The organism is Streptococcus sp. SC1, assembly GCF_030272855.1.
Lineage (GTDB): Bacteria > Bacillota > Bacilli > Lactobacillales > Streptococcaceae > Streptococcus.
The window spans coordinates 217,022-242,733 of sequence record NZ_JAQCMU010000001.1 but is presented as its reverse complement, the minus strand read 5'-3'; the positions used below and the strand labels follow the sequence as shown (position 1 = coordinate 242,733).

The window sequence follows — 25,712 nt, the reverse complement described above, 5'->3', positions numbered from 1 at the left end:
TTTCTATATCTCTATCTCACACTCAATCACTTGGCAAAAATCAATTTGCTCATTTGGCACAAACTGACGGATCAGCATGCGATGGGCTACAAGGACTACTGTCTGGTAATCTCGATACTTTGCCATACAGTCTACAAAACGAGCCTTCATCTCCTCAGCCGTCTCATACTGAATAGGACTACTGGGGAGCAAGGCACCATTATTTTCTAAAAACAGGCTCCGAGCTTTTTCAAAGTTCCCTCTTCCCGTTTGATAAACCTGCCATTCGTGTAGCAAAGGCTCCACTCTCAAAGGAAGGCCAGTGGCACAAGCCACATGAGATGCCGTTTCTAAAGCTCGCGTCATTGCAGAAGACACCAGCAAATCAGCTGAACGCAGTAAAGGATGCTGGCAAAGTTCCTGAGCCTGCCGTCTTCCCTGCTCAGATAAAGGCGCCAAATCCAGACCAAAGCCAGTATAAGAACGCTCCTCTAACTCATGGTAATCAGGCTCACCATGGCGCACAAAAATCACTTTCATCTCAATGCCCAGTAGAGCCAAATCCGCCTGTCCGCACACCGTCGGCTTCATCCCCATCCGCAATCAAAAATGGTGCGAAGACTGCCTGCACAATGCGGTCACCCACTTCGAGGACGACTTCCTGATCTGTGATATTTTGCATCTGAGCAAAGATATGCCCTTCATTTCCAGGGTTGCCATAGTAGTCGCCGTCGATGACCCCAACGGAGTTAATCAAAACCAGACCTTTTTTACGAGGGTTTGACGAGCGATCGTAAAGATAAAGCACCTCACCCGGCTGCATATAGGCCTTGACACCCGTCGGAACCAACTTAATCTCCCCCGGCGCAATGATGGTGCACTCTGCTACTTTCAAATCATAGCCCGCTGCGTGAGCCGTCTCTCTCTTGGGCAACAAATCGTCATTTGGAAAGCTGGAAACCAGCTCAAATCCACGAATTTTCATACAGTTCTCTTTTCTATTTTTGCTGTCCCTATTATACTAAATTCGCTAAAAACAAGCAAAAAAACCGCCAATTGGCGATTCTCCCTAGTATAGATCTCTGATGATCTCTCCATTATCCAGATAGGTAAACTGCTCCGTCAAATCTGATGTGAAAACCTGATACATTTCCTTAAAGCTCACGGCCAGCGAGTAGCGGTCAAGGTCTTTACGGTCAATCCAGAATACCTTCCCTTCGTCGGATGAGACTAGTTCTCCCTCAAAACGATTGGTTTTGTAAAGAAAAACGATATAGCGCTCATCCTTTTCGGTATAAAACTGCTTGACACCACACAAGCAAGGCTCATAGATAGTCAGGCCTGTTTCTTCCTTGATTTCCCGTATCACTGATTTGACAAAGGACTCACGATATTCAACATGACCACCTGGAAAGCAGAGGCCGGTCCAATCATCATTTACTTTATTTTGCACTAAAATGCGGTCTCCATCGTAAACCATACACATATTTGTTAAAATAACTCGCTCCGCTCTTGACATCTCTGCTCCTCCATCTACCGACCGATTCGCTCGGTCTACTTGTGACTCATTATAACATAAAAGTGATCAAATTGATGAAAATCCAGATTTCTCAGCCCTTCCAGCAAAAAAACCGCCGATTGGGCGGTTCTTATAGGGAGATTATTATGAAAAAGAAAAGTTTTAGGATTTCATCAAATAAAGTTAGGAGGTCTTCATTTGATGGTTATATTATATAAAGCTTATCTTAAAATTAGCTAAAAATAATTTTAGATTTTATAATTCTTGCAAAAGATATTGAAATAGCTCTAAGTTACCCTTTTCTTCGTTGATCAAAAACTCTGGATGCCACTGAAGGCCGATGATACGACTGCCATCCACAGCCTCAATTGCTTCGATGGTATTATCCCTTGGGTCAAAGGCTGTCGCTCGGAAATTAGGCGCCAAGTCCTTGATGCTTTGCCGATGGACAGAATTAATCTGGCTGGCCTGACCAAATAACCGCTCCACAACGCTGCCTTTCTCTGTAAGAATGGAGTGCGAAGTCCCAAATGGTTGCCCCTGCCAATGATTGTCAATCTGCTGATTAAGCGTGCCACCAAAAGCAACATTGACCAACTGCAGACCACGACAGATAGCCAAGACTGGCTTACCCTGACGAATAGCTTCCTTTAAGAGTGCCAGCTCAAACTCATCCCGAGCCAGATTGTAATCATCGCTATCGATGGCCTTTTCCTCCCCATAAAACTGTGGATGAACATTTTGACCGCCTGATAGAATCAGCTTATCAATGGTTTCTATATAGTCCTTGACCAGACTTTTATCCCCAACAGGAATCACCATGGGCAGACCGCCGACTAGCTTGATGCTTTCGGCAAATTTGCAAGATACAGATGAATGAATGTTTTTGCCCGCCTGATCCACTGGACAAAGATTAGCCGACACTCCAACAATTGTTCTGCACATAGATGATCCCTCCTTAACTTGATATAGAATATCTTACCATTCCACCTCTCAACCGTCCAATAGTATTTTTTTAAGCTGGCCATAAAAATTTTTTATGTCAAGAACAGTTTTCCACAAAAAGGGATATAGTAGCGACAGACAAGGAAAAATCAGCAGAAGTCCGCTGATTTCATTTTTCTAATTCAAGCATGACACTGACTGCGGTCAAGGCATAAAGCGGAGCTGTTTCAGCCCGCAGGATACGTGGACCTAGACCGGCGGAGACAGCCCCTGCTTGGCCAAAGGCTGCTATTTCATCTGGCGACAGACCACCCTCTGGTCCGAAGATAAAGAGGACTTTTGCACCGGCTGCCAAGCCTTTCACAGCTTGCACTAAAGCAGCAGCTTCGCCTTCCTTAGCTGCTTCCTCATAGGCTACGATGATGGTGTCAAAGTCTGCCAAGGCCGCCAGAAAGTCTGCCTTTTTATCAAAGAGCCGAACCTCAGGAATCAGATTGCGCTTGCTCTGCTCTGCTGCTCCCTGAGCAATTTTCTCTAGCTTTTCGCTCTTTTTGGCCAGCTTTTTGCCATCCCACTTGGCCACCGACCAGTCCGCTGGGAAAGCCCAGATAGCACTCGCTCCTAGTTCCGTCGCCTTTTGAGTGATAAATTCCAACTTATCACCCTTAGGAAAGCCTGAAGCAATGGTCACTTGGACTGGAAGCTCGGTATTGTCTGCTAGTTCCTCCAAGATTTCCAAACTCTGCTGGGCTGGATCTAGTACCTGCGCCAGCCGTTTCACACCGTCATCAAAAACCAGTGTAACTTGGTCACCCTCTTTAAGCCGCATGACCGAAAACATATGTTTGGCTGTGTCCTTGTCCGTGATGACCAGAGGAGACTGAGCTTTTCCTTTTATAAAATACTGCTGCATCTAACCACCTATCACGCCTGAAATGTCCTGCGTTTTCTTAAAGACACAGGCATTCCATTCGCCCTGAATCATATGCGTTTCTAGGAAAAATCCTGCCGCTTCTGCTGACTCGCGCACCATTTCCCACTTCTCAGAAATAATCCCACTCATAATCAGATAGCCCTCATCCTTGACCAGACGGTAGGCATCCTCGGTCAAATGGATGAGAATATCAGCCAGAATATTGGCAACGATAACATCCGCCTTGATTTCTACCCCTCGGAGAAGATCGCCCGGCGCCACATGGATGTTCTCCATATCAGGGTTGAGCTCAATATTTTCCTGAGCCACGCGCACCGCCACCTCGTCTAAATCATAGGCGTAGATGTCCTTGGCACCTAAGAGAGAGCTGGCAATGGATAGGACGCCACTGCCTGTGCCTACATCCAGCACCGTTTCTCCGCCCCGCAAGACCTGCTCCAGTGCAAAGAGGCTCATCTTGGTCGTCGGGTGAGTGCCCGTACCAAAGGCCATGCCAGGATCCAGCTTGATGATTTTCTCACCAGCGGTCGCCTCATACTCCGTCCAGGACGGCACAATAGTCAAGTCATGGGTGATACGAGCCGGCTCAAAGTATTTCTTCCAATTGTCCGCCCAGTCTTCCTCAGCCAGTTCCTGCCGAGTGAGCTGAATATCGCCTGTCTCTAATCCGAAGCCATCCAGCTCAGCCAGGCGCTCATTGGCCTGGGCCGCAACAGCCTCTATATCCACCGAATCTGGGTAGTAGCCGGTAATCTTAACCCGCTCGCTCTGCTCAACTTCTGGAAAAAGCTCGCCGTACTGGTCAACCTGCCCCAGATAATCTGCACTGTCATCGATAGCCACACCCTGACTGCCCAGCTCAATCAGAATGTTAGAGGCTGCTTCTTCTGCCTCACGCTTCACTTCAATCGTTAATTCCTGCCAAGTGTCCATCATTAAAATACCAAGCCCGTAAAACACAAAGCCAAAATAGGAAATTCTCTGACGACGCTTGCGTCTAAGAGAACCTTATCTTTTTAGCACAGAGTTTAGGGCGGGTTCAGTTTAGAAATTTAACTGAACAATCCTTTCTTTGTTTATTTCATTGTTTTCTTCATGTAGACCATATCCATGCCCTCTTTTTCGGGCTCCGTATGGGTCTGATGATAGCCATTTTTCTCATAAAAAGCCACCATGCCTTTATCCTGGAAAACCGTACACAAATCCCATTTCATAATGGTAGAGAATGTCTCCTCTATCAGACCAAGCCCCTCAGAGCCATATCCTTTATTCTGGTGCTCTGGCAAAATCGCCACTGTCCCAATCCAGCCTGCTGTCTGTTCGCCATTTGTATTCAAGCGAATAAAGCCAAGAATCTTCTCGGCCTCTTTGACAAAATAATAAAAACTATTGGGCCGCTCAACCAGCTTCCAGCGAATCCGCTCTCGCTCCTCCAGATAGGGGTCGTATTGATCTTGATATTTCTCATAAACGGCCTTAAAACTCGCTCGCTGAATGGCAATAATGGTCTCTAAATCCTCAGCTCCCGCCCGTTTAATATAAATCATGCTCGCACCTCCAAATAATCTCTCAACCTGTCCTGCAACTGCGGAATAACCTTTTTATCTGATAAGAACTGGCTCACTTCCATCAGCTGATAAGCCTGTCCCTCATCGCCAAAGGCGATACTGGCACATTCTTCCTGAGTGATGGTTCCCACCATAAAAATAGAAGTTTCGTCTGGATCAAACATTCCTGGATATGCCTTAACCCAGAGAATATCCGCTTCTTCAAGCTTCAAACCAAGCTCTTCAAAAACTTCTCGTTGGACACATTCAAAAGGAGTCTCCTCTCCCTCGCAGCCACCGCCTGGCAGCTCCCACATATTGGGCCAAGGAATGGTTGAAATATCATCTCGCAAGATAGTCAGTAGCTTATCATCACAGAGCAAGGCAATCTTGCAGCCAGAAAATTCCAGCTGTTTGTGCAGCAAATCTAGTCCTTCTTCATCCGCCATAAGCGCCTCCTAATACCTCGGATAGGAATAAAATTCTGTCTCAGTCAAATCTGCTCTGCCATGTTCAAAAGCCTCAGCATTCCAAGCTAGATCAAACTCTGCTGCATCTGGATCTGCTAAGAAGTCCATGAGCGCATCAAGGCCAGACTCAGCTGTTTGGGTTAGGAAATCCACGAAATAAGCTAGAAACTCCCGTGACAGCCCTTTCTTCGGCTCATAGGGCAGGGCAGCCAGATAGTCCTCGGCCTCAAAACGAGACTTGACCGGATTATAGAAAAGCACGGCTTCCTCAAAGTAAATATCTTCAGCCGAGGCATTACCCTCAGCATCAACGGTCTCAATCCCGCCTGGATTTTGTACCTCAAGGAGAAAGGCCACTTCCACCGTGTGGTTCTTCTTGTCCCAGTTTATCTCATAGTCAAAAGGAAAGCTCTTCCCCATTTCCTCGTCCAATATCTCCAAAAAACCGTACTTAGCCATGATTTCCTCTTTTCATTGTGATAAAATATTACTATCTACAATAGTAACACAAAAAGCCAAGAAAAACACTTGCAGAAAGGAAATCTTATGCCAGAAAACCTCGCCCTACGCATGCGACCGACCAGCATTGATCAAATCATCGGCCAGCAGCATCTGGTCGGACCTGGGAAAATCATCCGTCGCATGGTTGAAGCCAACCGCCTGTCCTCGATGATTCTATATGGACCACCCGGCATCGGCAAAACCTCCATCGCCTCGGCTATTGCCGGCACAACCAAGTTCGCCTTTCGGACCTTTAACGCCACCGTAGATAGCAAGAAGCGCCTGCAGGAAATCGCTGAAGAAGCTAAGTTTTCCGGCGGGCTGGTTCTCCTGCTAGATGAGATCCACCGTCTGGACAAGACCAAGCAAGACTTTCTGCTGCCACTATTAGAAAGCGGGCTGGTCATTATGATTGGGGCGACAACAGAAAATCCTTTCTTTTCTGTCACACCTGCTATTCGAAGCCGGGTTCAGATATTTGAGCTTGAGCCCCTCAGCAACGACGACATTCGGACAGCTATTCAGCTAGCCCTGACGGATAAGGAACGAGGATTTGATTTCCCAGTGGAGCTAGACGATGAAGCTCTAGACTTCATTGCTATCTCTACCAACGGAGACCTGCGCTCCGCCTATAATTCACTGGACCTAGCCGTACTCTCTACCCCAGAAGATAGCAAGGGCATCCGCCACATCACGCTCGATATCATGGAAAACAGCCTGCAAAAGAGCTATATCACTATGGATAAGGACGGAGACGGCCATTACGATGTCCTCTCTGCCCTGCAGAAGTCCATCCGTGGTTCTGATGTCAATGCCAGTCTCCACTACGCAGCTCGCCTCGTTGAGGCAGGAGACCTGCCTAGCCTAGCTCGACGCTTGACCGTTATTGCTTACGAAGATATTGGCCTGGCAAATCCTGATGCCCAAGTCCATACCGTCACAGCGCTAGAAGCGGCCCAGCGGATTGGCTTTCCTGAAGCCCGCATCCTCATTGCCAATATTGTTATCGATCTGGCTCTATCGCCCAAGTCCAACTCAGCCTATGTGGCCATGGATAAAGCTTTGGCTGACCTAAGAAAGAATGGAAACCTGCCCATTCCCCGCCACTTACGAGACGGCCACTATGCCGGCAGCAAGGAGTTAGGTAACGCTCAGGACTATCTCTACCCTCACTCCTATCCTGGCAATTGGGTCAAGCAAGACTATCTACCTGACAAGATAAAAGACGCCAATTATTTCACGCCTAATGAGAATGGCAAATACGAGCGAGCCCTTGGAATGACCAAGGATAAGATTGATGACTTAAAAAAATGATGGCATCGTTTGCAAAAAATCACATTTTTCTCTTGAATTTTTCAAAATTTATGGTATTATAATTATAGAAACGCTGTGGTGTACGACTTCACACTTAAGTGTTGACCGACTATTTTTTGTATTATTAGGGAAACAAAAGACTTCTAACAGCGTGCAAGCCGTGTCACGCGGAAGCAGCTTCAGTTAGAGCGAGTTGCCCACCTGCTTAATTGCGCGGGTTCAATACAAATCGTGAAGGTCCGGCACCAATACAGCTTTTTCTCTTGCCTCCTTAGCTCAGTTGGTAGAGCAGTAGACTCTTAATCTATGGGTCGCAGGTTCGAGCCCTGCAGGGGGCATAGAAAGTATGACTAAAAAGCCTTGGATTCCAAGGCTTTTTCATTATTTAAACGGGTTCTGCCCCATCATTTGCCCCATATTTTTTATGAGCAATCTTTGCGAACATCTCTGATTTGAAAATTTTCTCCTCTAAAGTATGAGCCTATACTTCCACTAACCTTGAAATATCTCGATTCCCTAAAATTTTTGCGATAACTCCAAGGTCAACATCTTTGGAGCATAGAGAGCTAGCCTTTTGTCGTGATAATTGGATAAATGTTCAACTCATTTAAGAGAACACTCAAAGCTTTATTGACACTTGCAATATCTGGTACCAAGTGAATATATCCATAATGCTGAAAAATCATTTTATACCTATTCTTGATTCCTAGCTCTTTATTAGCCTTCTCCTGTTCAATTTTTAGGACTTGTAATATCTTAATACATTCTTCGTCTATCGGTACCATCCGAATAGACGTTTTATTTTTTGGAGGGACAAATTTATGAGAAAGGGTATTAAACCTCCTATATGTTTTTAGCAGTCCTCTGTCAAAGTCAACTTCATTCCAAGTTAACGCTATTAACTCTCCAAACCTCATGCCTGTTTTTAATAGAAAATAGACAATATAAGGAACAATTGAACGTTGGTAATCAAATTTTCTCTTTACTGCTAAAAGTAAATCCAGATAGTCCTTTTCTGTATGTAAATATTTCTCTTCTGTCATCTGTTGTTCTTTGGATGAAAATAACTCGACATGTTGTGTAAAATCATCTATTAGAACTTTGTCTGCAATTGCCATTTGGATGCTCTGATGAATCCCAGTATTCAATCTACCAAGAAAATTTCTACCAACTGTTTGTCCATACTTATTCATAATTCTTTGGTATTCACTCGCACGAATTTGAGTGACTTTTTTATTTCCAAATAATCTTTCAATTGTGTTTTTACGGAGAAGATATTTTTTCTTTGTCTCTTCCGACCTACTACTCGGTAGAATTTTTAGTTCAAGCCATTCTTGATACAGATCTACAAGAGAAATATCTCTAGAAATTCTTTTTCCTAAACGAAGTTCTTGCAGAATCGGTTCAGCTTCTGACTCTGCAAGTTTTTTTGTTTTAAAACCGCTATTATGAACAACAGTTTTCCCTTCGCTACGAATTTCATAGGTCCATAAATTACTATCTCCTCGCTTTCGATAACGAACACTTGCCATATTACGCCACCTCAGTTCCTAGAATCTCATTTACAACACTTTTTGGAACAACCATCAAACGTTTGCGATTATAAAATGTATAGCCTCGTGAGACAAGTAATTCTCTTGCCTGATGAATGATATCATTTGCTGTATGAGGGCGATAGCCCATTTCAATTAATTCTTTGTTACTAATTAAATTATTGTCCATAGTTATCCTCCTTATTTATTTTCTAAATTCAGAAACTCGCCTACAAGTAGTTGTAATTCTGCATTTAATTTAGGGAGATTCTGTATTAATACTTCTTTTAATTCTTCCGCAAATTGGTTCGTTTCTTCTCTCAATAGTTTGCGGACTCTTGTTTTTTTCTTTTTGATGCTGTCTGATTTTAAATTTGGAAAAGCCAATGATAACAGTTCAGGATTGTTGAGAAAGATAATTGTAAATGCTCTTTGCTCCACTCGAATATGTTCTAGCTTATAAAATCCGAAATTATCAAGTCGATTCATAACATCTTGGACCATCTCCTCACCAATCGCTTTGGTTCTAAGTTGGAATTCCAGTCTCCACCAAAACGGATTTACAGCCAAATCTAGCTTCTCATCGCGCTTGTGAGCAATGATTTCTTTATTCTTATCATATAACCTAACTTGTACATTACTACCGCTAGAACCCCAATATTTCGTCTCTAATTCACCCCCTCTACCATAGAAGACCTTATGGGTAACACCACCTTTAATATGTTGCAAATTAACGATTTCAGGCCTATTGAAAATGTCAAATGCCAAATCAAAACGAGACAAACGTACTGTCAATGAATTCAATCTAGCAAAGTACATTAATTGCCTCCATACTTTCATTCCATCAAATTCTTTTAAAGTATTAGGATTGAAATCAATTCGAATCAATTGTTCATTTCCATAAGTGGATAATTGAAAAAATATAATATTGATTGAATCATACTCATTAAAATCTTTAGCTAAAGTAAATACATCATCTCGTACGTTATCATGTATTTCAAATGAATCAACTCTTGTACTTATTGCCTGTTTCAGATTTTTAAAAATTTGTCTTAGGGAACCAATGTCTGTATCCCAGATAACCGTTAATCTATCAATACTGACATCTAACCGCTGTACTAATTCTCCTACATCACATCGTTCTTGAATACTTCTTAAATCTTGTATAGAAACCAACAAAATTGTCCCCCCTTCTTTTAGATTTTTTAGGTTTCAGAAACACCGTCAAATCAACGATTGCTCGTTCCGTCGTTCTTTGGGCGTTGCCCTAAGTGTCCCTTTTTGCTGGCTGTTAGAATAGCCAGCTTTTGCTTGGCTAGAAATTGTCTGGACGGCAGTCTGCAGGACTTCGCCTGACTTCCCGTCAGGCTCGTCCCTTGTCCTTGTCCACACAATTTCTAGCTCCAAGGCTTCGAATAGTCATAAGTCATAGTCTCATCCTCAACTTCCTCCTCACTCACTGTCCCTAAACTTATGAACTATTTTTTATCATTTATAACTTATTTCTAAGTTATAAATATATTTTATAAAAAAATATTTGGGCAAGTCAACTAAAAACTTGATTTGTAAGTTTATAGGTGATAAAATAAGTTAAAAATAAAAATAGGAGTTTCCCATGACCTTTATTATTCAAAATTTTGGACCCAATTTGGCACGACTACGCATAGAAAAAGGGGTAAGCCAAACTCAACTAGCTGAAGATTTAGGAATCGGTAAACAGTCCATCTCTGATTACGAAAAACAAAAAAGCTATCCTACCTTTGCAAATTTGGATAAGATAGCAGAATATTTTAATGCAACTCCAACCCAACTCTTTGGAACGAGTAAAGAGATTGAGTTAGAAAAGAGTGTTCTTGAATCTAATGAATACTCTGATAAAGTAAGTGAAATCTTAAAGGCTGTCAAATACATCGAGCATTTTCTACATACTAATGGACAGCACTTAGAAGATTTACTTTACCTAACAAGAGGCAACCAACTATACACAGAAGATGGAAAAGAGTTGTATATTGATCCAACTTCTCAGAAAAGAACACTTCATACCCAATATGAACCTGGTTTTATTGTAGCAAGGGATAAATCTCCACTAGAACTCTTAATTGAAAATAAGGAATTGTTTGATAAATAGAAAAAGCGAGGATAACCTCGCTTCAGATTGAAGTTAAAATCTTTAGAAGACACTTTTATAAGGACTTTGTCTTCAATCTGTGAAAAGGAGTGAAAACTCCTTTTCTTTTTGTAAGTCAGACTGAAACTTCCAAATTGTTTATTTATTTTATTGACATTTTCTATAAAAATAAGTACAATAGTTTTATTAGCAAACTATACTATATCGGAGGTATTGGTATGAAATTTTCTAATCGTTTATTGTTGTTCCTTAAAGGAGTTGTTTTTGTCTTTTTAGGACTTTTGCTATTTACAAACCCAGTAGCTAATCTTGTTGCTTACAGCTGGTGGATTGCATTTGGTTTACTGGTTTCTTCTATAGCAGCTATTTTAGGCTATTTCTCTGCACCAAAAGAGCTTCGCTCACCTGTTTATCTTTTCCAAGGGTTTGTTAGTCTTCTCTTAGCTCTTTACCTCGTGGCTTATGGCTTTGTGACCCTGCCGGTCGTCATTCCGACCATTGTAGGAATTTGGTTAATTGTAGAAGCCATTATTGCTTTCTTTAAAGGCAATCGTCTAGGATTGATTTTCCCTATTATTGGTAGCAATATCATGTGGGTAGCCTTGCTTACATTTTTACTAGGTCTAGTGATTCTGTTCAATCCAGTGGCTACAGGTGTCTTTGTCGTTTATGTCATTGCCTTTGCATTTTTAGTTACTGGCTTCACCTACATTATTGAGGCCTTTCGTAAATAGTCTAGTTGCTATTTCTATCGCATTCAAAAAAGCTGGGAAATCATATTCTCAGCTTTTTCGTCTCTTTACCTAACAAGAGGCAACCAACTATACACAGAAGATGGAAAAGAGTTGTATATTGATCCAACTTCTCAGAAAAGAACACTTCATACCCAATATGAACCTGGTTTTATTGAAGCAAGAGATAAATCTCCACTAGAGCTCTTAATTGAAAATAAGGAGCTATTAGATTAAATAAAAAAAGCGAGGATATCCTCGCTTTTCTATTGTAAAATCTTATTCTTCATTATCAATCATCAAACACTCTGCCTGTGAGTTGGTACATGAGGTAAATGTGCTCCAAGGTTTTGACAATTCGCGTCACATGAAGTTATTTAAGCATCTCCTTTTCTCTCATTACCATTTTCTGTTATAATAAATTGTACTTCTAGAATAGAAAGGACTTAAGATGACAACTCTTATTAAACATAAACGTGTAGAATTTTCAGAACTTTTTTATGACCTAGTTTTTGTTTTTGCAATTTCAAAAGCAACTACTTTAATTGAGCATCTTCATAACGGTATTTTGACTTGGAATTCTTTCCTTGATTTTTTCATGGCTGTTTTGGTTCTCACTGATTCATGGATGATTCAAACCGTTTATACCAATCGCTATGGAAAGAACTCTTTATTTAACATGGTAATCATGTTTATCAAAATGGGACTTTTACTCTTTATAGCCAATATGATTGGACCTGATTGGCAACAATATTTTCATTATCTTTGTTGGGCTGTTGGTACATTAACCTTTACCTTATTTTTACAATATTTGGTTGAATTTTTTAGAAAATCAACCGATAATGTTGAACGGGAAAGTATCAAAGGTTTTCTATGGATAACAGGTCTAGGAAGTTTAGGAGTCTATCTAGCAGCTCTTCTTCCTATTTACGTTGGAGTCTCTGTCTTATTTGCTAGTATTCTGCTAACATTTATTATGCCAAGTATCTTGCTTAATAAAGATAAGCATTACCAGGTAAATCTCCCCCATTTAATCGAGCGTATCTCCCTTCTTGTCATTATTATGTTTGGAGAGATGATTACGGAGCTAGCTAACTTCTTTACAATCGAGAATTTCTCGATTTATTCGGTTCTTTATTTCATTATTATGATTTCTCTGTTCTTGTTTTATTTTGGTCAATTCGACCATGCTATTGATGAAAAATCTAATCAAAAGGGACTATTTCTAATTTACAGTCACTATCCTATTTTCATTGGACTTCTTATGATGACCGTTTCGATGAGTTTTCTTCAGAATCCTGAAGCTAATCGTCTCTTTGCAACCAGCTTCTCTTATATCGGATTTGGCCTCTTTCAAGCTGCTGTCCTAGCAAATGGGCCCTATAACAAACACTATCTTCGCTATTCGAAAAGTTACTACTGTGTCCAAGCTACACTCTATCTGGCTGCCTTGATTCTCTCTTTAATCTTTGCTTCTAATCCTATAATAGTAGTAAGTATTACAACCATTTTAGCTCTAGCTATAGCCATTCATTTTATTTATTTTTATGTGACACAGAATAAAAAATATTCCAAATCTAACTGGGAGTTCTTTTAATGAGTTTATAACATTAAAAAGCCTTGGGAACCAAGGCTTTTTTTTCATTAATTTGTTTTTCCATTTTATCCTCCAATTTGATCTCGCACTGACATTTATTTATAACAAAACTATATATCTAGAATAGCATAATCATTAGGTATTATAGGTTTTCAAACAAAATACGAGTCATTCGTTTTTGCCCCACTTTTGCCCCATTTTTAAATCCTGACATTGAAAATACCTAAAAGTATTTCCCTAAAATCAGCTATATTTCAACATTTTTGTTTATTTTCAATATGAAAAGTTCTTACAAATTCATGCAGGGGGCATAGAAAGTATGACTAAAAAGCCTTGGAATCCAAGGCTTTTTCTCTCGTCTCAAGAGCATTTGCCCCGTCACTTGCCCCACATTTTTTATGAGTAATCTATCCCGACTCCTCTGATGTAATTAAATTCTCCCTAATCTAATGAAACCTGCAAGTCGAACATCTGTTCCAATTCACTTATCATAGACTAGCGTTTGGCAAACCACAAAAGACCACCCTTGAGGTGGTCTTTTGTCTAAGAAAACTATTTCTCATTAACATAATTATAGCAGAATATGTGACTATAGAATAATCGTTTTTCAACAAGTCTTATTGGTGAAGTTACGTAATTCTGGATAATGCGTGAAGGAATGCAGAAAGGTCAAATACGATTTCTCTTAAAAGATTTGCAACTTTAAGCTTGACATGGAACGCGTTCCAGAATTTATAATGGTTTCAGAAGAAAGAGAGGTACATTTTATGAATATCAAACGTATTTTTTGTGACATGGATGGTACATTATTAAATAGTGAAGGACGAGTGACTAACAACAATGCTGCCTTAATACGTGAAGCAGGGATTCCCATAACTTTAGTATCTGCTAGAGCACCAATGGAAATGAAGGATGCCATAGATGCCCTTCAATTAAAAGGTACCCAAGTTGCGTTTAACGGAGGATTAATTTATACAATAGGCGATCATAATCAAGTCCTACCTATTCGTTCACAAACCATTAAAAAAAGCACAGTAAAGCAGTTGCTGAGAGGAATACGGCTGCATTTCCCTCAAGTTAGTTTATCTTATTACGATCTTAATAACTGGTATTGTGATAAAATAGATGAAGGAATCCTATACGAACATAGTTTAACTCAACAAACACCAACGTTTATTCATAATGAAGATCAGTTTTTAGAAGGCCAAATAAATACTTTTAAGATTATGATGATTACTTTCGATGAAGCAAATATGCTAGAATTACAAAAATATCTTCAAAGTTTGGACTTACAAGAAATCACTATTCAACGTTCAGGTAAGGCATATCTTGAAATTACACATGTCTTAGCCAAAAAATCTAAAGGAATTGCTTACGTCCTTCGAAAAGAGCAGTTGGCTAAAGAAGAAACGGCTGCATTTGGAGACGGACATAATGATTTGCCGATGCTTGAAATGGTAGGTTACCCTATTGTTATGGATAATGACTTTGATGACATCAAAGCGATAGCCTATAAAATAACGAAGTCTAATGATGAAGATGGCGTAGGATATGGGATTCAGAAATATTTAAAGTAGGGCTCTTATAATGACGAGTATTAGTGATATAGCTAAAAAGGCAGGTGTTGCTAAATCGACAGTTTCCCGTGTGATCAATCATCATCCACATGTTTCTGATGAGACACGACAAAAAGTAATGGATCTTATCACTGAATTGGATTATATGCCAAATCAGCTAGCACGGGATTTAAGTCGAGGAAAAACACAAAAAATAGGTGTCGTCATTCCACACACGCGCCACCCGTATTTTACACAATTAATAAATGGTCTCCTAGATGCTGCTAAAGCTACCGACTATCAACTTGTTATGATGCCTTCAGATTACAACCAAGAATTAGAACTATCCTACCTGAAGCAACTCAAAAAGGAAGCTATTGACGCTTTAATCTTCACTTCAAGAGCCATTAGTCTTGATATGATTGAAACCTATGCGAAATATGGACGCATAGTAGTTTGTGAAAAATTACAGGAATCTAATCTCCTATCCTCTGCTTACCTTGACCGCTACTCTTCATTTGTGGATGCTTTTTCTGCTATGAAAGCACAAGACTTGGAGCGCTTAGTTTTGTTATTTTCAAGAGATAATGAATCATCGGCTACCTATCAAACCGCATTATTAGCTTATCACGATGTTTATGGTCAACAATTGACCCCACATATGGTAGTTGGAAACATCCACGATTTTAATGATGGCCTACATGTATCTCATCAATTGATAAAAGATGCTCGTATCGATGGTGTATTAGCTACAAGTGATGAAGTTGCTGCTGGGCTCATAAAAGGATATGAAGAAAGTGGAAAAAAATGTCCCTATATTATTGGGCAGGAACATTTATTAGTTGGGCAACTGTTGAAACTCCCAACCATAGACCACAAATCCTATATTCATTAGGAAAATTAGCTTTTAAACAAGCTTTATCTGAAACAATTAGTCAAGAAGTTTTGATCTCAGAATTTTTACCTCAAGACAATTAGTCATTAAAATAATAGAAAAAGTTTCCAACTATACGAATTGGAAACTTTTTTAATGATTCATAGTTTTAAACAGTTGTTACTTAGCCCATTTTGAAATAATCAGATTTAAAATCATTCCAAGCATCTTCTAAAAATCATTTATATTTCAACATTGTTGATTACTTTCAATATGAAAAGACTTCAAACCATTGTTTTGGATCAATAGTTTGAAGTCTTTTTTACTTTATTGATTTCAAAAAAATTGTACTTTCTTCGATGTGTCTTACATCATGCCGCCCATCATGCTTGGATCCATAGCTGGTGCTGCTGGCGCAGGTTCTGGCTTGTTGGCCACAACTGCTTCTGTTGTCAAAATTAGACTAGCAACTGAAGCCGCATTTTGCAAAGCTGAGCGCGTCACCTTGACTGGGTCAATGATTCCAGCTTCAATCATGTTCACCCATTCGCCAGTCGCTGCGTTAAAGCCTGTACCAGCTTCAGAGTTTTTCAGGCGGTCGATGATGATAGAGCCTTCAAAACCAGCATTCAAAGCGATTTGACGGACAGGCTCTTCCAAAGCGCGGAGGACGATGTTCCGGCCAGTCGCTTCATCGCCTGTTAAGTCAAGGTCAGCTACTGCATCTAATACGCTAACAAAGGCTGTACCACCACCTGACACGATCCCTTCTTCTACTGCAGCACGAGTCGCGTTAAGGGCATCTTCAATACGGAGTTTCATTTCTTTAAGTTCGGTTTCGGTTGCAGCACCGACCTTAATCACCGCCACACCACCGGACAATTTAGCCAGACGTTCTTGCAGTTTTTCTTTATCAAACTCAGAAGTTGTACTTTCAATTTGCGATTTGATAACCGCCACACGGTTGGCAATAGCTTCTGGATTACCAGAGCCTTCTACAATCACGGTACTGTCCTTGTCAACAGTGACTTTGGAAGCTTGTCCAAGCGCTTCAATGGTCGCATCTTTGAGCTCCAGACCAAGGTCTTCTGTAATCACTGTACCACCAGTCAAGATGGCAATATCTTCCAACATAGCCTTGCGACGGTCACCAAAACCTGGTGCTTTAACAGCCACTACATTAAAGGTACCACGAATCTTGTTAAGAACCAATGTTGGCAGAGCTTCACCATCCACATCATCTGCAATGATCAAGAGCGGACGGTTGGTTTTCAAAATACTTTCCAACAATGGCAGAATCTCTTGAATGTTAGAAATTTTCTTGTCTGTAATCAAGATATAAGGGTTGTCCAGATCAGCCACCATTTTTTCACTATCTGTCACCATGTATTGAGACAGGTAGCCACGGTCAAACTGCATTCCTTCTACGACATCCAGCTCTGTTTCCATACCCTTGGACTCTTCGATAGTGATAACGCCATCGTTGCCAACTTTTTCCATAGCTTCAGAGATGTATTCACCGACTTTTTCGCTACGAGAAGAAACGGCAGCAACCTGAGCAATTGCTTCCTTGTTAGAAACTGGAATCGCAGTTTCTTTCAGAGCGCTGACAGCAGTCGCAACTGCTGCTTCAATTCCGCGGCGGATACCGATTGGGTTAGCACCCGCAGTCACGTTTTTGATGCCTTCGCGAACGATAGCTTGGGTCAATACAGTAGCAGTCGTTGTTCCGTCCCCAGCGATATCGTTGGTTTTTGAAGCTACTTCTGACACCAGCTTAGCGCCCATGTTTTCAAAATGGTCTTCCAGTTCGATTTCTTTGGCAATGGTTACACCGTCATTGGTGATAAGGGGTGAACCAAAAGATTTTTCCAAAACAACATTGCGACCTTTAGGGCCCAAGGTTACCTTGACAGTATCTGCTAAAATATCCACACCACGAACCATTGCACTACGTGCATCTGATGAAAATTTAATATCTTTTGCCATTTTTAAACCTCTTTCTTAGATTTTTACTCCACAATTGCAAGAATGCTTGCTTCCCCAACAACCAAGAATTTCTCATCTTGATCTTTGACTTCAATGCCAGCATGGCTTTCAACTAAAACCTTATCACCTGGCTTGACACTTAGTGCAACCAGCTCTCCGTTCAACGTACGGATGCCTTGGCCGACTGCGATGACTTTTGCTTCTTTTGTCGCGTCTTGTCCTGCGCCAGCAATGACAAAGCCACCAACTTTCTGTTCTTTTTCTTCTACTTTTAAGACCACACGGTCACCTAATGGTTTTAACATCTTTTTCCTCCAAAGATTGAATTTTAGCACTCTATGACGCTGAGTGCTAATCTATAGTTAATATTGTATCACTTGGTCAGAAATAGTCAAGAAAAAACTTTGCCGAATGACAAAGTTTTTGGGGGAAATTAATTGGAAATATTATTGAGCTAACTTCAGTTTTTCTTCAAAATCATCAATAACCTTTTGCAAATTTAGTCTACCCTTGTAGATGCCATAGCCAAAGACCAGCATGACAAGAATTCCCAAAACAGCTAAGATGACTCCTACGATGAAAAGAAGCAGATTGGTTCGATGAAAGAGATAGATCAGGACAAAACCGATACTGGCAATGGCAAAGAAAAGGCTAAACCAGCGTCCGAGATTTTCAATCATATGCTTTTGGTATTGAATTTCTGTTTCATAGCCTTGAATCAATTCTTGTTCTGTCATGATTTTCCCTCTTTTTCTTAATATTGGAGACCTGGATTAAAGAAGCCAGCCAGTACACCAAGGAAGGCGATAACAACTAGAATGAGCATCACTTTGATTGGAGAAAGGTTCTTCTTGGCCATGAGCCACCAGCAAAATACGATAAAGACAGCTGTTAAGAGACCTGGATAAACACCATCTAATTTATCTTGTAAGACAAGGTAAGGCTCTTTTTCACCCGGATTGGTCAATTGGAAGGCAGTTTTGATAGGTACCCAAGTCGCTGCAACAGCACCGATAACCATTCCGCCGACAATCCCAACAGATTTACGGATAGCTTGCCCTTGTTCTCCTACTAGAAATTCAACAGCCTTGTCTCCCAATTCATAGCCTTTAAAGTAAGCGAAACGCATACCGAAATAAGCCAGCAGATTCCAAACTAGGATATAGAAGATAGCTCCAACAGGTGAACCTCCATTTGAAAGCCCCATTGAGATCCCCAAAATAACTGGAATCAAGGTTCCAACGATCAGAGAGTCACCGATACCAGCAACCGGTCCCATCAAGCCAGCCCGAAGTCCGTTGATGGTTTCGTCATTTACCGCTTCTGCACCATTGGCACGCGCTTCTTCCAAACCAGCTGTGATCCCAACGACCAGAGTACCCAGCTGAGGTTCCGTATTGAAGAAGGCTGTATAAGTGTGCATAGAGCGTGCTTGCTCTTCTTTTGTATCGTACAATTCTTCCACGATTGGTAGCATAGAAGTCAAGTAACCAAAAGTCTGCATGTGCTCTTGAGAGAAGCAGGTCAAGTGACCATAGTACCAGTGGTGGAATGATTTGGTCAGTGTTTTTTTAGATATTTTTTTAGTTGCCATCTTAGATATCCTCCTCGTCATCATCGTCAAAATCACCTACTGCCACAGCACTAGCTTTGACATTTTTCGCCATCTGTACTTCATAGAAGAGCAGGGCAAAGATCAGTGATACAACTGCACTAGACACAAGGTTGAGACCAAGTGAGGCAGCCAAGGTAAAGCCAACGAAGAATGGAACAAAGTCTGTCACTTTTTCAACGATTTGTTTCAAGAGAATCGCAATACCGACACATGGAAGGAGAGAACCTACTGTAAAGAGGGTTTTCATTGGTAGACCATCCATTGGGAGGGCATCTTTCAGAGCTGTAACGGCATCAGCACCGTAACGGCAAAGAATCAGTGTTGGCAAGAAAGAGAAGAGGAAGTGGGAAACCCATGGCAGATACCAGTCAACCGCATACAATTTTTTGTATTCTCCCTGTTCGACTGCTTTCCAGCCCATGTGTTGCCATACCAAGTTCATCGTTGCTGTTCCGTAGAAGAGAACAGTTCCTAGTGTACCAACCAGCACACCCATTGATTTTGCAAAGTCAGCAGCCTGCTGAGCATCTGAAATCCCTTGTGACTTGATCGCAACCATTGCCAAAGGAATACCGATATAAGAAACTGCACGGACATCGGCCGAAACAGTACCGCCAGGTGTTACCAGCGCAATATACACCAACTGCATGGCTACCCCACAGATAATACCGAGGCTCACATCTCCTAAAATTAAACCACAGACGAGTCCTCCGACAAGCGGACGTCCAAGTGTATAGTTACCAATACTTGAGCCACCCATACCCGGCATAGAGGATAAACTAGCAAAGATACCGAGGATTGCGGCTTGCAACCAAGAAATTGTCATAATCTTTCTCCTTTAAGTAAGATCGAGCAGTAGCAGGAGCTCGGTTCCAACTCCTTCAAATAGACCTTGCCCCGCAAGGCTATCGAAAGTCCAAAACCGTGTCCTGCTTAACTTCTGCCCCTGTTTAAAAACCAAATTTAGATTTGAAATCACTCCAGTAACCGATGGAAACGTCTGGAAGCAGCTGGAATTTTACCTTGTAGCCTGCTTTTTCAATCGCTTCGATCGCTTCCGCTTCTTCTTGTGTGATGGATTGATTGTTGCCCAGCTTGACAGCTCCTGGACGGTCATTGGCTGGTCCGACGATGATTTCTTTGACATTGCCTGGCACATAGCCTTGGTCCACCAAAATTTCTTTCATATCAATCGGATTTTTAGTAATCAAGAAATAACGGCTGTCAGATTCGGTTACCTTGCCAGATTTTTCCTTGAAGGCTTCCTTAGTCCAAACGAAAGTTTTCTTGTCAGAAGCCCCTTTATAGGCTTGGATCAAAACCTTGTTGCTGGCTGCTGCATCATTGACTGCAATCAGCCCATCGCAAGGATATTCCTTAGCCCAACGAGTGACCGTTTGACCGTGGATCATGCGGTCGTCAATCCGTACAAATGTTACTACCATTTTGAATCTCCTATCTAAGTTAGTAAATGAATAACTTTTTAAATGTCGTCATCTTCCTCATCGTCATCTGATGAGACTTCAAACTCCTGTAAGGCTGCTGTCGCTTCTGAAAGAATCGTCTGAGCAAGATCTTTGCCTTCCAGCATATCCTTCATCACAAGCCCAGTGAGCCCCATTGTCAGATTCAGCCCTCCAAGAATGACTGCCGAATCCAATTTGCCTAATTCTGCTAGGACACTAGCCGCCGTTGTTAGAGGACTTCCTCCGACAATATCGGCTAAAACCAAGACTGAATCATCTGCTTCTAAACCTGCCAAGGCTTGACGGAAATCGAGAGCAAAATCATCGACTGATTTTCCCTCTTTCAGACCCACAGCGATGATTTGGTCTGTTTTATCACCAGCAAACATCTTCAAGGAGCTCTGTACGCCTTCAGCTAGCCCCCCATGACTGACCAGTACAAGATATTTCATCTTTCCTGCCTCCTTATTTTCTTGATTCTATTGTACACAAAATGAAATCGCTTCCCTATTGTCAAATGTCACTTTGAAAAGATGACAAATGTGAGTTTAGATGTGACAAATGTCATATTGGTCTAGTCATCCTTGGCTTTTTTTCTGACTTAATTAGAAATAAAAAAGAAAGCAGAAAATTATCTGCTTTCTATTTCTCTTTGAATGCTCGGCAAGGCACTGTCAATCTCTTGATTTCCCAGAGCTTCCTTAATCAAATAATCAAGTCTTTCCAAGGTCTGCCGATCAACTTCTTGTCCAATATCTATGATAGAACGCTCCATCATACTATCTAGCCTCTCAGAAGTCAGAGAATCCAAGCCGAAGTCATCTGCCTGCAAGATTTTTCTAGTTTGTTGACTTTTCACTACAGAGGGCAAGACTGAAGTTCCCTGTGATTTTTCAAACAAGGTCTGCTGGCTCTCTTTGTCCTGTGACAACAAGAGCATAAATTCCCAAGCCAGTTTCTCTTGCTTAGTGTTGGAAGACATGCCAAAGAGGGAAGTCTTGACCTGTGTTCCCATCACCTTGCTATTGGCTGTCGGCATCGGGATACAGGTCCAAGAAAAGCTAGAATATTTAGCAACATGATAAGGATAAGGCTTGTAGGTCCGATACTGGGCTAGACTCATAGGATAGAAGGCCACTCGCCCCTCGTCAAAGTCATGAGAAGTCACCTTATAATGCTGGCTGAGCATGTCTAGCTTGCTCATAAAGGCCAATGCTTGATGCATCTCTGGGCTGTCTACATTGATACCTGATTTATCGGTAAGATGGCCGCCGTAAGCTATCAGAGCTTGCTGCCAAGTGTAATCTGTAATACCGTACTGATCTACCACGCCATCGCCATTGGTATCCTTGGTTACTTTTTTGCAAATCTCATAGAAATCCGCCAAAGTCCAGCCTGACTCAGGAATGCTGATTCCTTCTTTTTCAAGCAGGTCTTTATTGACACACATCATGATAGGATTGCTCTCAACTGGAAGAGCATAGCTGACTCCCTGATATTGCCCAGCTTCATAAGCGACGGGATAAAAGGCTGTCCGTTCATCATCCGTTAGGAGGGTATCCAAGGATTTGAGGGCACCAGCCGAGGCCAACATGCTAAAGTCGTTTTCCGGTACCATGAAAAGATCCGGCTGTTCGCCTTTTAAGACCTGCTCTGCCAACCAGTCAGCGTAATCCTTCTTGGGAATCCCGCTTTCGTAAACAACCTTGACATGAGGATGTGCCTTTTCAAACTTTTTAATCAGGCTGTCCATGGCCTTGTTTTCACGACTATTTGGAACATCCCAGCTAGAGCCCGCATAGACACCGATGCGTAGGACTTTTTCATGACTAGACGACCAAAGTGCAAAGCTTAAAATACCTGAAACAAGAACCAAAACAAGAACAACCAAATGTCTAAGTCGCCACTTCATTTGTCACTTCCCTTGCTAAAGTCTCGCTGGGTGACTCCGGTCTGTACGGCCCAGATAGCCAGCTGAGTTCGATCACGCAGATTCAGTTTAGATAGAATCCCTGATAGGTAGTTGCGTACGGTCCCTTCCGACAGATAAAGCTTGGCTGCAATCTCCTTATTAGAAATCCCAAAGCCAATCTGCTGGATAATCTTCCACTCCGTCCGGCTCATGTCCTCTACATTTTCCTCTGACACCGTGATAGCAAAGTTGGACTGGGCCATCTGTGAAAAGATTTTGAAGACCTTGGTGGCAATATTAGGATTAATCATAGCTCCGCCCCGATAGACTGTCTGAATGGCTTCGTGAAGCTCTTCTGTCGAAACCCCTTTGAGAATATAACCAGACGCGCCATATTTGAGAGCAGAGAAGATAAATTCATCATCGTCAAAGGTCGTCAGAATGATAATCTTAACATCTGGATACTGCTCCTTGACAGCCTTGGTACAGAGTACACCGTCCATGACCGGCATACGAATATCCATCAAAATCACATCTGGGCGTACCCGATGAAGCTTTTCCAGAACTTCCTTGCCGTCTCCAACTGTCCCGACTACCTCGATGTCAGCATGAGCGGACAGGATGATTTGCAGAGACTCACGAATCAAGGCCTGATCGTCTGCAATTAAAACTTTAATCATTCCAACCTCCTATTTTAGGGATTTCAATGTAGGTATAAAAGCCATCTCGATTTTCAAAATGAACCTTCCCACCGATAATAGCCAACCGTTCCTGCATTTGCTTCAGACCATAGCCATAGTGCAATTCATCAAAACCTACACCATCATCTCGAATAATCATAATATAATTTTCTTTTTCTAACAACTCAATCCAAATAGTCCTAGCATGGCCATGACGCACCGAATTCGTAATTGACTCTTGAATGATGCGGAAAACAATATCTTCTTTGGCAATATCTAAATCGATAGTATCCCATTCATAGAGAAAATGAATATCCAAATTGGAAATTGCCTCATACTCTCGGATAATCTTTAGCAAAGCCTCTTTCAGACTATTATTCTCCAAAGTTCCCGGCCGCATTTTATTGAGCGAGCCGCGAACATCCCGAATCCCGTCACGAACAACAACCGAGACATTGTTAAGCTGCTCCTTGGCCCGCTCGGTGTCAATGTCCACTAGAACCTTGATGGCATCAATTCCCGCTGAGATGCCCGTCAGGGCATGTCCTAGTGTATCATGAATCTCACGGGCAATCCGTTTTCTTTCTCGGTCTTCAGCAATTTTTTCTGATAAGGCTAGATAGCTGTTCAACTCCCGATTGGCCTGAGAAGCCATGCGAAGCTCCTCCTCAATCCGGTGCCGCTCTGTAATCGCCGACATGATATAAAAGAGCAAGGAAATCATAAAGACTACAATATTGAGGGAGAAAAGAAAATTCTTACCAAAAAGCAACAGCAAACGTATAGATTCTGGATAAAAACGAATATAGGTATCCAATGAAGGCAGTTTGACAAAGAGCGACAGCAGGTCGTAGTTTGACAATAGCAACATGCTGAAACTCAAAATAATAAAGGAAAACCAATATTTTTTGTCCTTGGAAGCATTGAACTCTTTGGAGCCATAGAAAATATCTGCAAAAACAAGAAGAATCAACCCATTGTAAGACGAATGCAGGGCAGTAAAGATGACCAACATCAGCAAAATCTCAATCATGGTCACTTTATCGTAAACGGATAGCTGATTGGGATGCTTTTCCCGATAGTACATCACCAGCAATAGGCAAGCATAAAAAATAATGGAAATCAGAAAAATGAAACTGGGAGATCCTGGAATGGCATCTAAGCGTTCCAAAAGCGAGTGACTGAAGCCTCTTGTTACGACATAATTGGTTGCAAAGAGGTAAATCGAAGCATTATAGACAATGGCTATAAAATTGATGACCATCAGAGCTATTTTACTGTAAAAAATGCTTTTGTTTGGTTTCATTACTGCCACCCTGTAACTGTATACTCGCTGATATTGTCCTTGTTTATCAAGCGGACTGGTATCAGATACTGGCTGTCACAGGATTTCTTTTCCCGCAGCAGCTCAATCACTTCTGCCACCTTTCGTCCCATCTGAATAGGCGATTGGGCCACCGTTCCTTGAATGTCGTTCGTATTGGCTAAAAAATTCTTAATATCTGGAGAACCGTCAACTCCATAAATATAAATTTTTTCTGTGACACCTTGATCTTTGATTGCTGCCAAGGCACCGATTGCAGCACGATCATTAAGAGCCATGACGACGTTAAATTCTAAGCCATTATCCAAGGCATTTTTGACCTGGGGCATGCTTTCTTCGGTCTGTCCCAAAGTCTCCAGCTGAGAAACGATTCGATAGCTTGGATGTCCCTTGATCGTATCCAGAAAGCCCTGTAGCCGATCCATAGCTGAGATGGCATTCTGGTGTTCAAGCAAGAGAATATCTGCCTCAGAAAGCCGACCCATCATATCTTTAGCAATCAAAACTCCCGCTTGATAGTTATCCGACACGATAGTCGTATCAACGGCTACTTGCTTGCTCATCGGCGCATCTACCACGATAATGCGGATGCCAGCTTTTTTAGCTTCATTCAGAGCACTGATGATATCTGGGCTATCACTCTTTACTGGGTTGATGACGATGACATCCACTTTTTCTTTGATAAAATAAGCAATTTGCTGGCTCTGCTTTTTCTCATCTAACTCCGAATCACGAACATAGAGCCGACTCCCCTGTTGATTGGTTTTTTTCTCCAATTCAGCATTCAAGGTTTGATAAAAATCATTGTTCATGGTCATATAGGTCGCCCCGATTTTCATTTGATTGCTATCGGGCATACTAGCCTTAGAATAAATAAAAGTAAGGCAACAGATTACCAGCACAAAAATAGACCAGAGAGCACATTTCTGGCAAGTCTGAATCCTCTTTTTCCCCTTACTTAATCCCATTCCCATCTCCTAGTCACCTATACTTATTAACAGTTCACCTACGTTTATTATATTATAATCAAGCGAAAAAGCAAAACGTTTCTTGAATCCTCTAATCAATCAGAGGATAAACGACAAACTTTTTTATCTTC

Annotated in this window: 28 protein-coding genes, 1 tRNA gene and 2 pseudogenes; 7 read left to right on the top strand and 24 right to left on the bottom strand. The window is 41.5% G+C overall.

Annotated elements, in window-relative coordinates; genetic code table 11:
• Nucleotides 1–3 precede the first annotated feature (3 nt).
• The 9 genes from PAN94_RS01275 to PAN94_RS01235 form a co-directional block, all read right to left on the bottom strand.
• Nucleotides 4–570 (bottom strand): histidine phosphatase family protein, encoded by a 567-nt coding sequence (locus tag PAN94_RS01275; protein ID WP_285874312.1) that lies wholly within the window; start codon nt 568–570, stop codon nt 4–6.
• A complete protein-coding gene (locus tag PAN94_RS01270) occupies nt 521–964 on the bottom strand; it encodes a dUTP diphosphatase (RefSeq protein WP_285874311.1) in 444 nt (147 codons plus the stop codon). Before PAN94_RS01270 ends, PAN94_RS01275 begins: the two co-directional genes overlap by 50 nt.
• A gap of 84 nt (nt 965–1,048) precedes the next feature.
• The gene (locus PAN94_RS01265) at nt 1,049–1,498 is read right to left on the bottom strand and encodes an 8-oxo-dGTP diphosphatase (RefSeq protein WP_048791931.1); all 450 of its coding nucleotides are present in this window, start codon (nt 1,496–1,498) and stop codon (nt 1,049–1,051) included.
• A gap of 255 nt (nt 1,499–1,753) precedes the next feature.
• The gene (locus PAN94_RS01260) at nt 1,754–2,443 is read right to left on the bottom strand and encodes a gamma-glutamyl-gamma-aminobutyrate hydrolase family protein (RefSeq protein ID WP_048791930.1); all 690 of its coding nucleotides are present in this window, start codon (nt 2,441–2,443) and stop codon (nt 1,754–1,756) included.
• 169 nt (nt 2,444–2,612) lie between these two features.
• Nucleotides 2,613–3,356, bottom strand: coding sequence for a 16S rRNA (uracil(1498)-N(3))-methyltransferase (locus PAN94_RS01255; RefSeq protein WP_285874310.1), 744 nt, complete (start codon nt 3,354–3,356; stop codon nt 2,613–2,615).
• The gene (prmA, locus tag PAN94_RS01250; RefSeq protein WP_353048963.1) at nt 3,357–4,310 is read right to left on the bottom strand and encodes a 50S ribosomal protein L11 methyltransferase; all 954 of its coding nucleotides are present in this window, start codon (nt 4,308–4,310) and stop codon (nt 3,357–3,359) included.
• 143 nt (nt 4,311–4,453) lie between these two features.
• Nucleotides 4,454–4,924, bottom strand: coding sequence for a GNAT family N-acetyltransferase (locus PAN94_RS01245; protein ID WP_285874308.1), 471 nt, complete (start codon nt 4,922–4,924; stop codon nt 4,454–4,456).
• Nucleotides 4,921–5,373, bottom strand: coding sequence for an NUDIX hydrolase (locus PAN94_RS01240; protein ID WP_285874307.1), 453 nt, complete (start codon nt 5,371–5,373; stop codon nt 4,921–4,923). The genes PAN94_RS01245 and PAN94_RS01240 overlap by 4 nt, the downstream gene beginning before the upstream one ends.
• Nucleotides 5,374–5,382: 9 nt before the next feature.
• Entirely contained in the window at nt 5,383–5,853 is a 471-nt protein-coding gene (locus PAN94_RS01235) for a DUF3013 family protein (protein WP_285874306.1), read from the bottom strand.
• An 87-nt stretch (nt 5,854–5,940) separates the two neighbouring features.
• On the opposite strand from PAN94_RS01235, the gene PAN94_RS01230 reads away from it, so the two are divergent.
• Entirely contained in the window at nt 5,941–7,209 is a 1,269-nt protein-coding gene (locus PAN94_RS01230) for a replication-associated recombination protein A (RefSeq protein WP_223368192.1), read from the top strand.
• A 265-nt stretch (nt 7,210–7,474) separates the two neighbouring features.
• Nucleotides 7,475–7,547: transfer RNA gene (locus PAN94_RS01220), tRNA-Lys, on the top strand.
• Between the two features lie 143 nt (nt 7,548–7,690).
• Here the strand turns inward: PAN94_RS01220 and PAN94_RS01215 are convergent.
• The 4 genes and pseudogenes from PAN94_RS01215 to PAN94_RS01200 form a co-directional block, all read right to left on the bottom strand.
• Nucleotides 7,691–8,741 (bottom strand): annotated as a pseudogene (locus PAN94_RS01215) (tyrosine-type recombinase/integrase).
• A gap of 1 nt (nt 8,742) precedes the next feature.
• Nucleotides 8,743–8,931 carry a DUF3173 domain-containing protein gene (locus PAN94_RS01210; protein ID WP_000369785.1) on the bottom strand — a complete coding sequence of 63 codons (189 nt, stop codon included), beginning with the start codon at nt 8,929–8,931 and terminating at the stop codon, nt 8,743–8,745.
• 11 nt (nt 8,932–8,942) lie between these two features.
• Entirely contained in the window at nt 8,943–9,920 is a 978-nt protein-coding gene (locus PAN94_RS01205) for a hypothetical protein (RefSeq protein WP_002896713.1), read from the bottom strand.
• 45 nt (nt 9,921–9,965) lie between these two features.
• The gene (locus PAN94_RS01200) at nt 9,966–10,148 is read right to left on the bottom strand and encodes a hypothetical protein (protein ID WP_002916824.1); all 183 of its coding nucleotides are present in this window, start codon (nt 10,146–10,148) and stop codon (nt 9,966–9,968) included.
• Between the two features lie 208 nt (nt 10,149–10,356).
• Here PAN94_RS01200 and PAN94_RS01195 point away from each other — a divergent pair, with 208 nt between their 5' ends.
• The 5 genes and pseudogenes from PAN94_RS01195 to PAN94_RS01175 all read left to right on the top strand — a co-directional run bounded on the left by PAN94_RS01195 (nt 10,357) and on the right by PAN94_RS01175 (nt 15,731).
• Entirely contained in the window at nt 10,357–10,869 is a 513-nt protein-coding gene (locus PAN94_RS01195) for a helix-turn-helix domain-containing protein (RefSeq protein WP_048791926.1), read from the top strand.
• Between the two features lie 218 nt (nt 10,870–11,087).
• Nucleotides 11,088–11,603: a DUF308 domain-containing protein gene (locus PAN94_RS01190; protein ID WP_032913120.1), complete on the top strand. Its 516-nt coding sequence runs from the start codon at nt 11,088–11,090 to the stop codon at nt 11,601–11,603.
• A 448-nt stretch (nt 11,604–12,051) separates the two neighbouring features.
• Nucleotides 12,052–13,197, top strand: a complete 1,146-nt coding sequence (locus tag PAN94_RS01185) for a low temperature requirement protein A (protein ID WP_223368190.1) — start codon at nt 12,052–12,054, stop codon at nt 13,195–13,197.
• Between the two features lie 767 nt (nt 13,198–13,964).
• Nucleotides 13,965–14,774, top strand: coding sequence for a Cof-type HAD-IIB family hydrolase (locus PAN94_RS01180; RefSeq protein WP_285874302.1), 810 nt, complete (start codon nt 13,965–13,967; stop codon nt 14,772–14,774).
• Nucleotides 14,775–14,784: 10 nt separating this feature from the next.
• Nucleotides 14,785–15,731 (top strand): annotated as a pseudogene (locus PAN94_RS01175) (LacI family DNA-binding transcriptional regulator).
• 262 nt (nt 15,732–15,993) lie between these two features.
• On the opposite strand, the gene groL reads toward PAN94_RS01175, so the two are convergent.
• The 11 genes from groL to PAN94_RS01120 all read right to left on the bottom strand — a co-directional run bounded on the left by groL (nt 15,994) and on the right by PAN94_RS01120 (nt 25,581).
• Nucleotides 15,994–17,616, bottom strand: a complete 1,623-nt coding sequence (gene groL / locus PAN94_RS01170; RefSeq protein ID WP_062004346.1) for a chaperonin GroEL — start codon at nt 17,614–17,616, stop codon at nt 15,994–15,996.
• A gap of 23 nt (nt 17,617–17,639) precedes the next feature.
• Entirely contained in the window at nt 17,640–17,921 is a 282-nt protein-coding gene (gene groES, locus PAN94_RS01165) for a co-chaperone GroES (RefSeq protein ID WP_223368189.1), read from the bottom strand.
• Between the two features lie 141 nt (nt 17,922–18,062).
• On the bottom strand, nt 18,063–18,353 hold the full coding sequence (locus PAN94_RS01160) for a DUF202 domain-containing protein (RefSeq protein ID WP_285874301.1): 291 nt from the start codon (nt 18,351–18,353) through the stop codon (nt 18,063–18,065).
• 17 nt (nt 18,354–18,370) lie between these two features.
• Nucleotides 18,371–19,210, bottom strand: a complete 840-nt coding sequence (locus PAN94_RS01155; protein WP_039975565.1) for a PTS system mannose/fructose/sorbose family transporter subunit IID — start codon at nt 19,208–19,210, stop codon at nt 18,371–18,373.
• Nucleotide 19,211: 1 nt separating this feature from the next.
• Nucleotides 19,212–20,057, bottom strand: a complete 846-nt coding sequence (locus PAN94_RS01150) for a PTS mannose/fructose/sorbose/N-acetylgalactosamine transporter subunit IIC (RefSeq protein WP_005591586.1) — start codon at nt 20,055–20,057, stop codon at nt 19,212–19,214.
• Nucleotides 20,058–20,181: 124 nt separating this feature from the next.
• Entirely contained in the window at nt 20,182–20,676 is a 495-nt protein-coding gene (locus PAN94_RS01145) for a PTS sugar transporter subunit IIB (protein WP_005591585.1), read from the bottom strand.
• 38 nt (nt 20,677–20,714) lie between these two features.
• A complete protein-coding gene (locus PAN94_RS01140) occupies nt 20,715–21,149 on the bottom strand; it encodes a PTS sugar transporter subunit IIA (RefSeq protein ID WP_037615755.1) in 435 nt (144 codons plus the stop codon).
• A gap of 179 nt (nt 21,150–21,328) precedes the next feature.
• Complete coding sequence (locus tag PAN94_RS01135) at nt 21,329–22,609, bottom strand: ABC transporter substrate-binding protein (RefSeq protein ID WP_285874300.1); 1,281 nt, start codon at nt 22,607–22,609, stop codon at nt 21,329–21,331.
• Nucleotides 22,606–23,289: a response regulator transcription factor gene (locus tag PAN94_RS01130; protein ID WP_061908824.1), complete on the bottom strand. Its 684-nt coding sequence runs from the start codon at nt 23,287–23,289 to the stop codon at nt 22,606–22,608. Before PAN94_RS01130 ends, PAN94_RS01135 begins: the two co-directional genes overlap by 4 nt.
• A complete protein-coding gene (locus PAN94_RS01125) occupies nt 23,282–24,595 on the bottom strand; it encodes a sensor histidine kinase (protein ID WP_285874299.1) in 1,314 nt (437 codons plus the stop codon). The genes PAN94_RS01130 and PAN94_RS01125 overlap by 8 nt, the downstream gene beginning before the upstream one ends.
• Complete coding sequence (locus tag PAN94_RS01120; RefSeq protein ID WP_285874298.1) at nt 24,595–25,581, bottom strand: substrate-binding domain-containing protein; 987 nt, start codon at nt 25,579–25,581, stop codon at nt 24,595–24,597. Before PAN94_RS01120 ends, PAN94_RS01125 begins: the two co-directional genes overlap by 1 nt.
• Between the last annotated feature and the right edge of the window lie 131 nt (nt 25,582–25,712).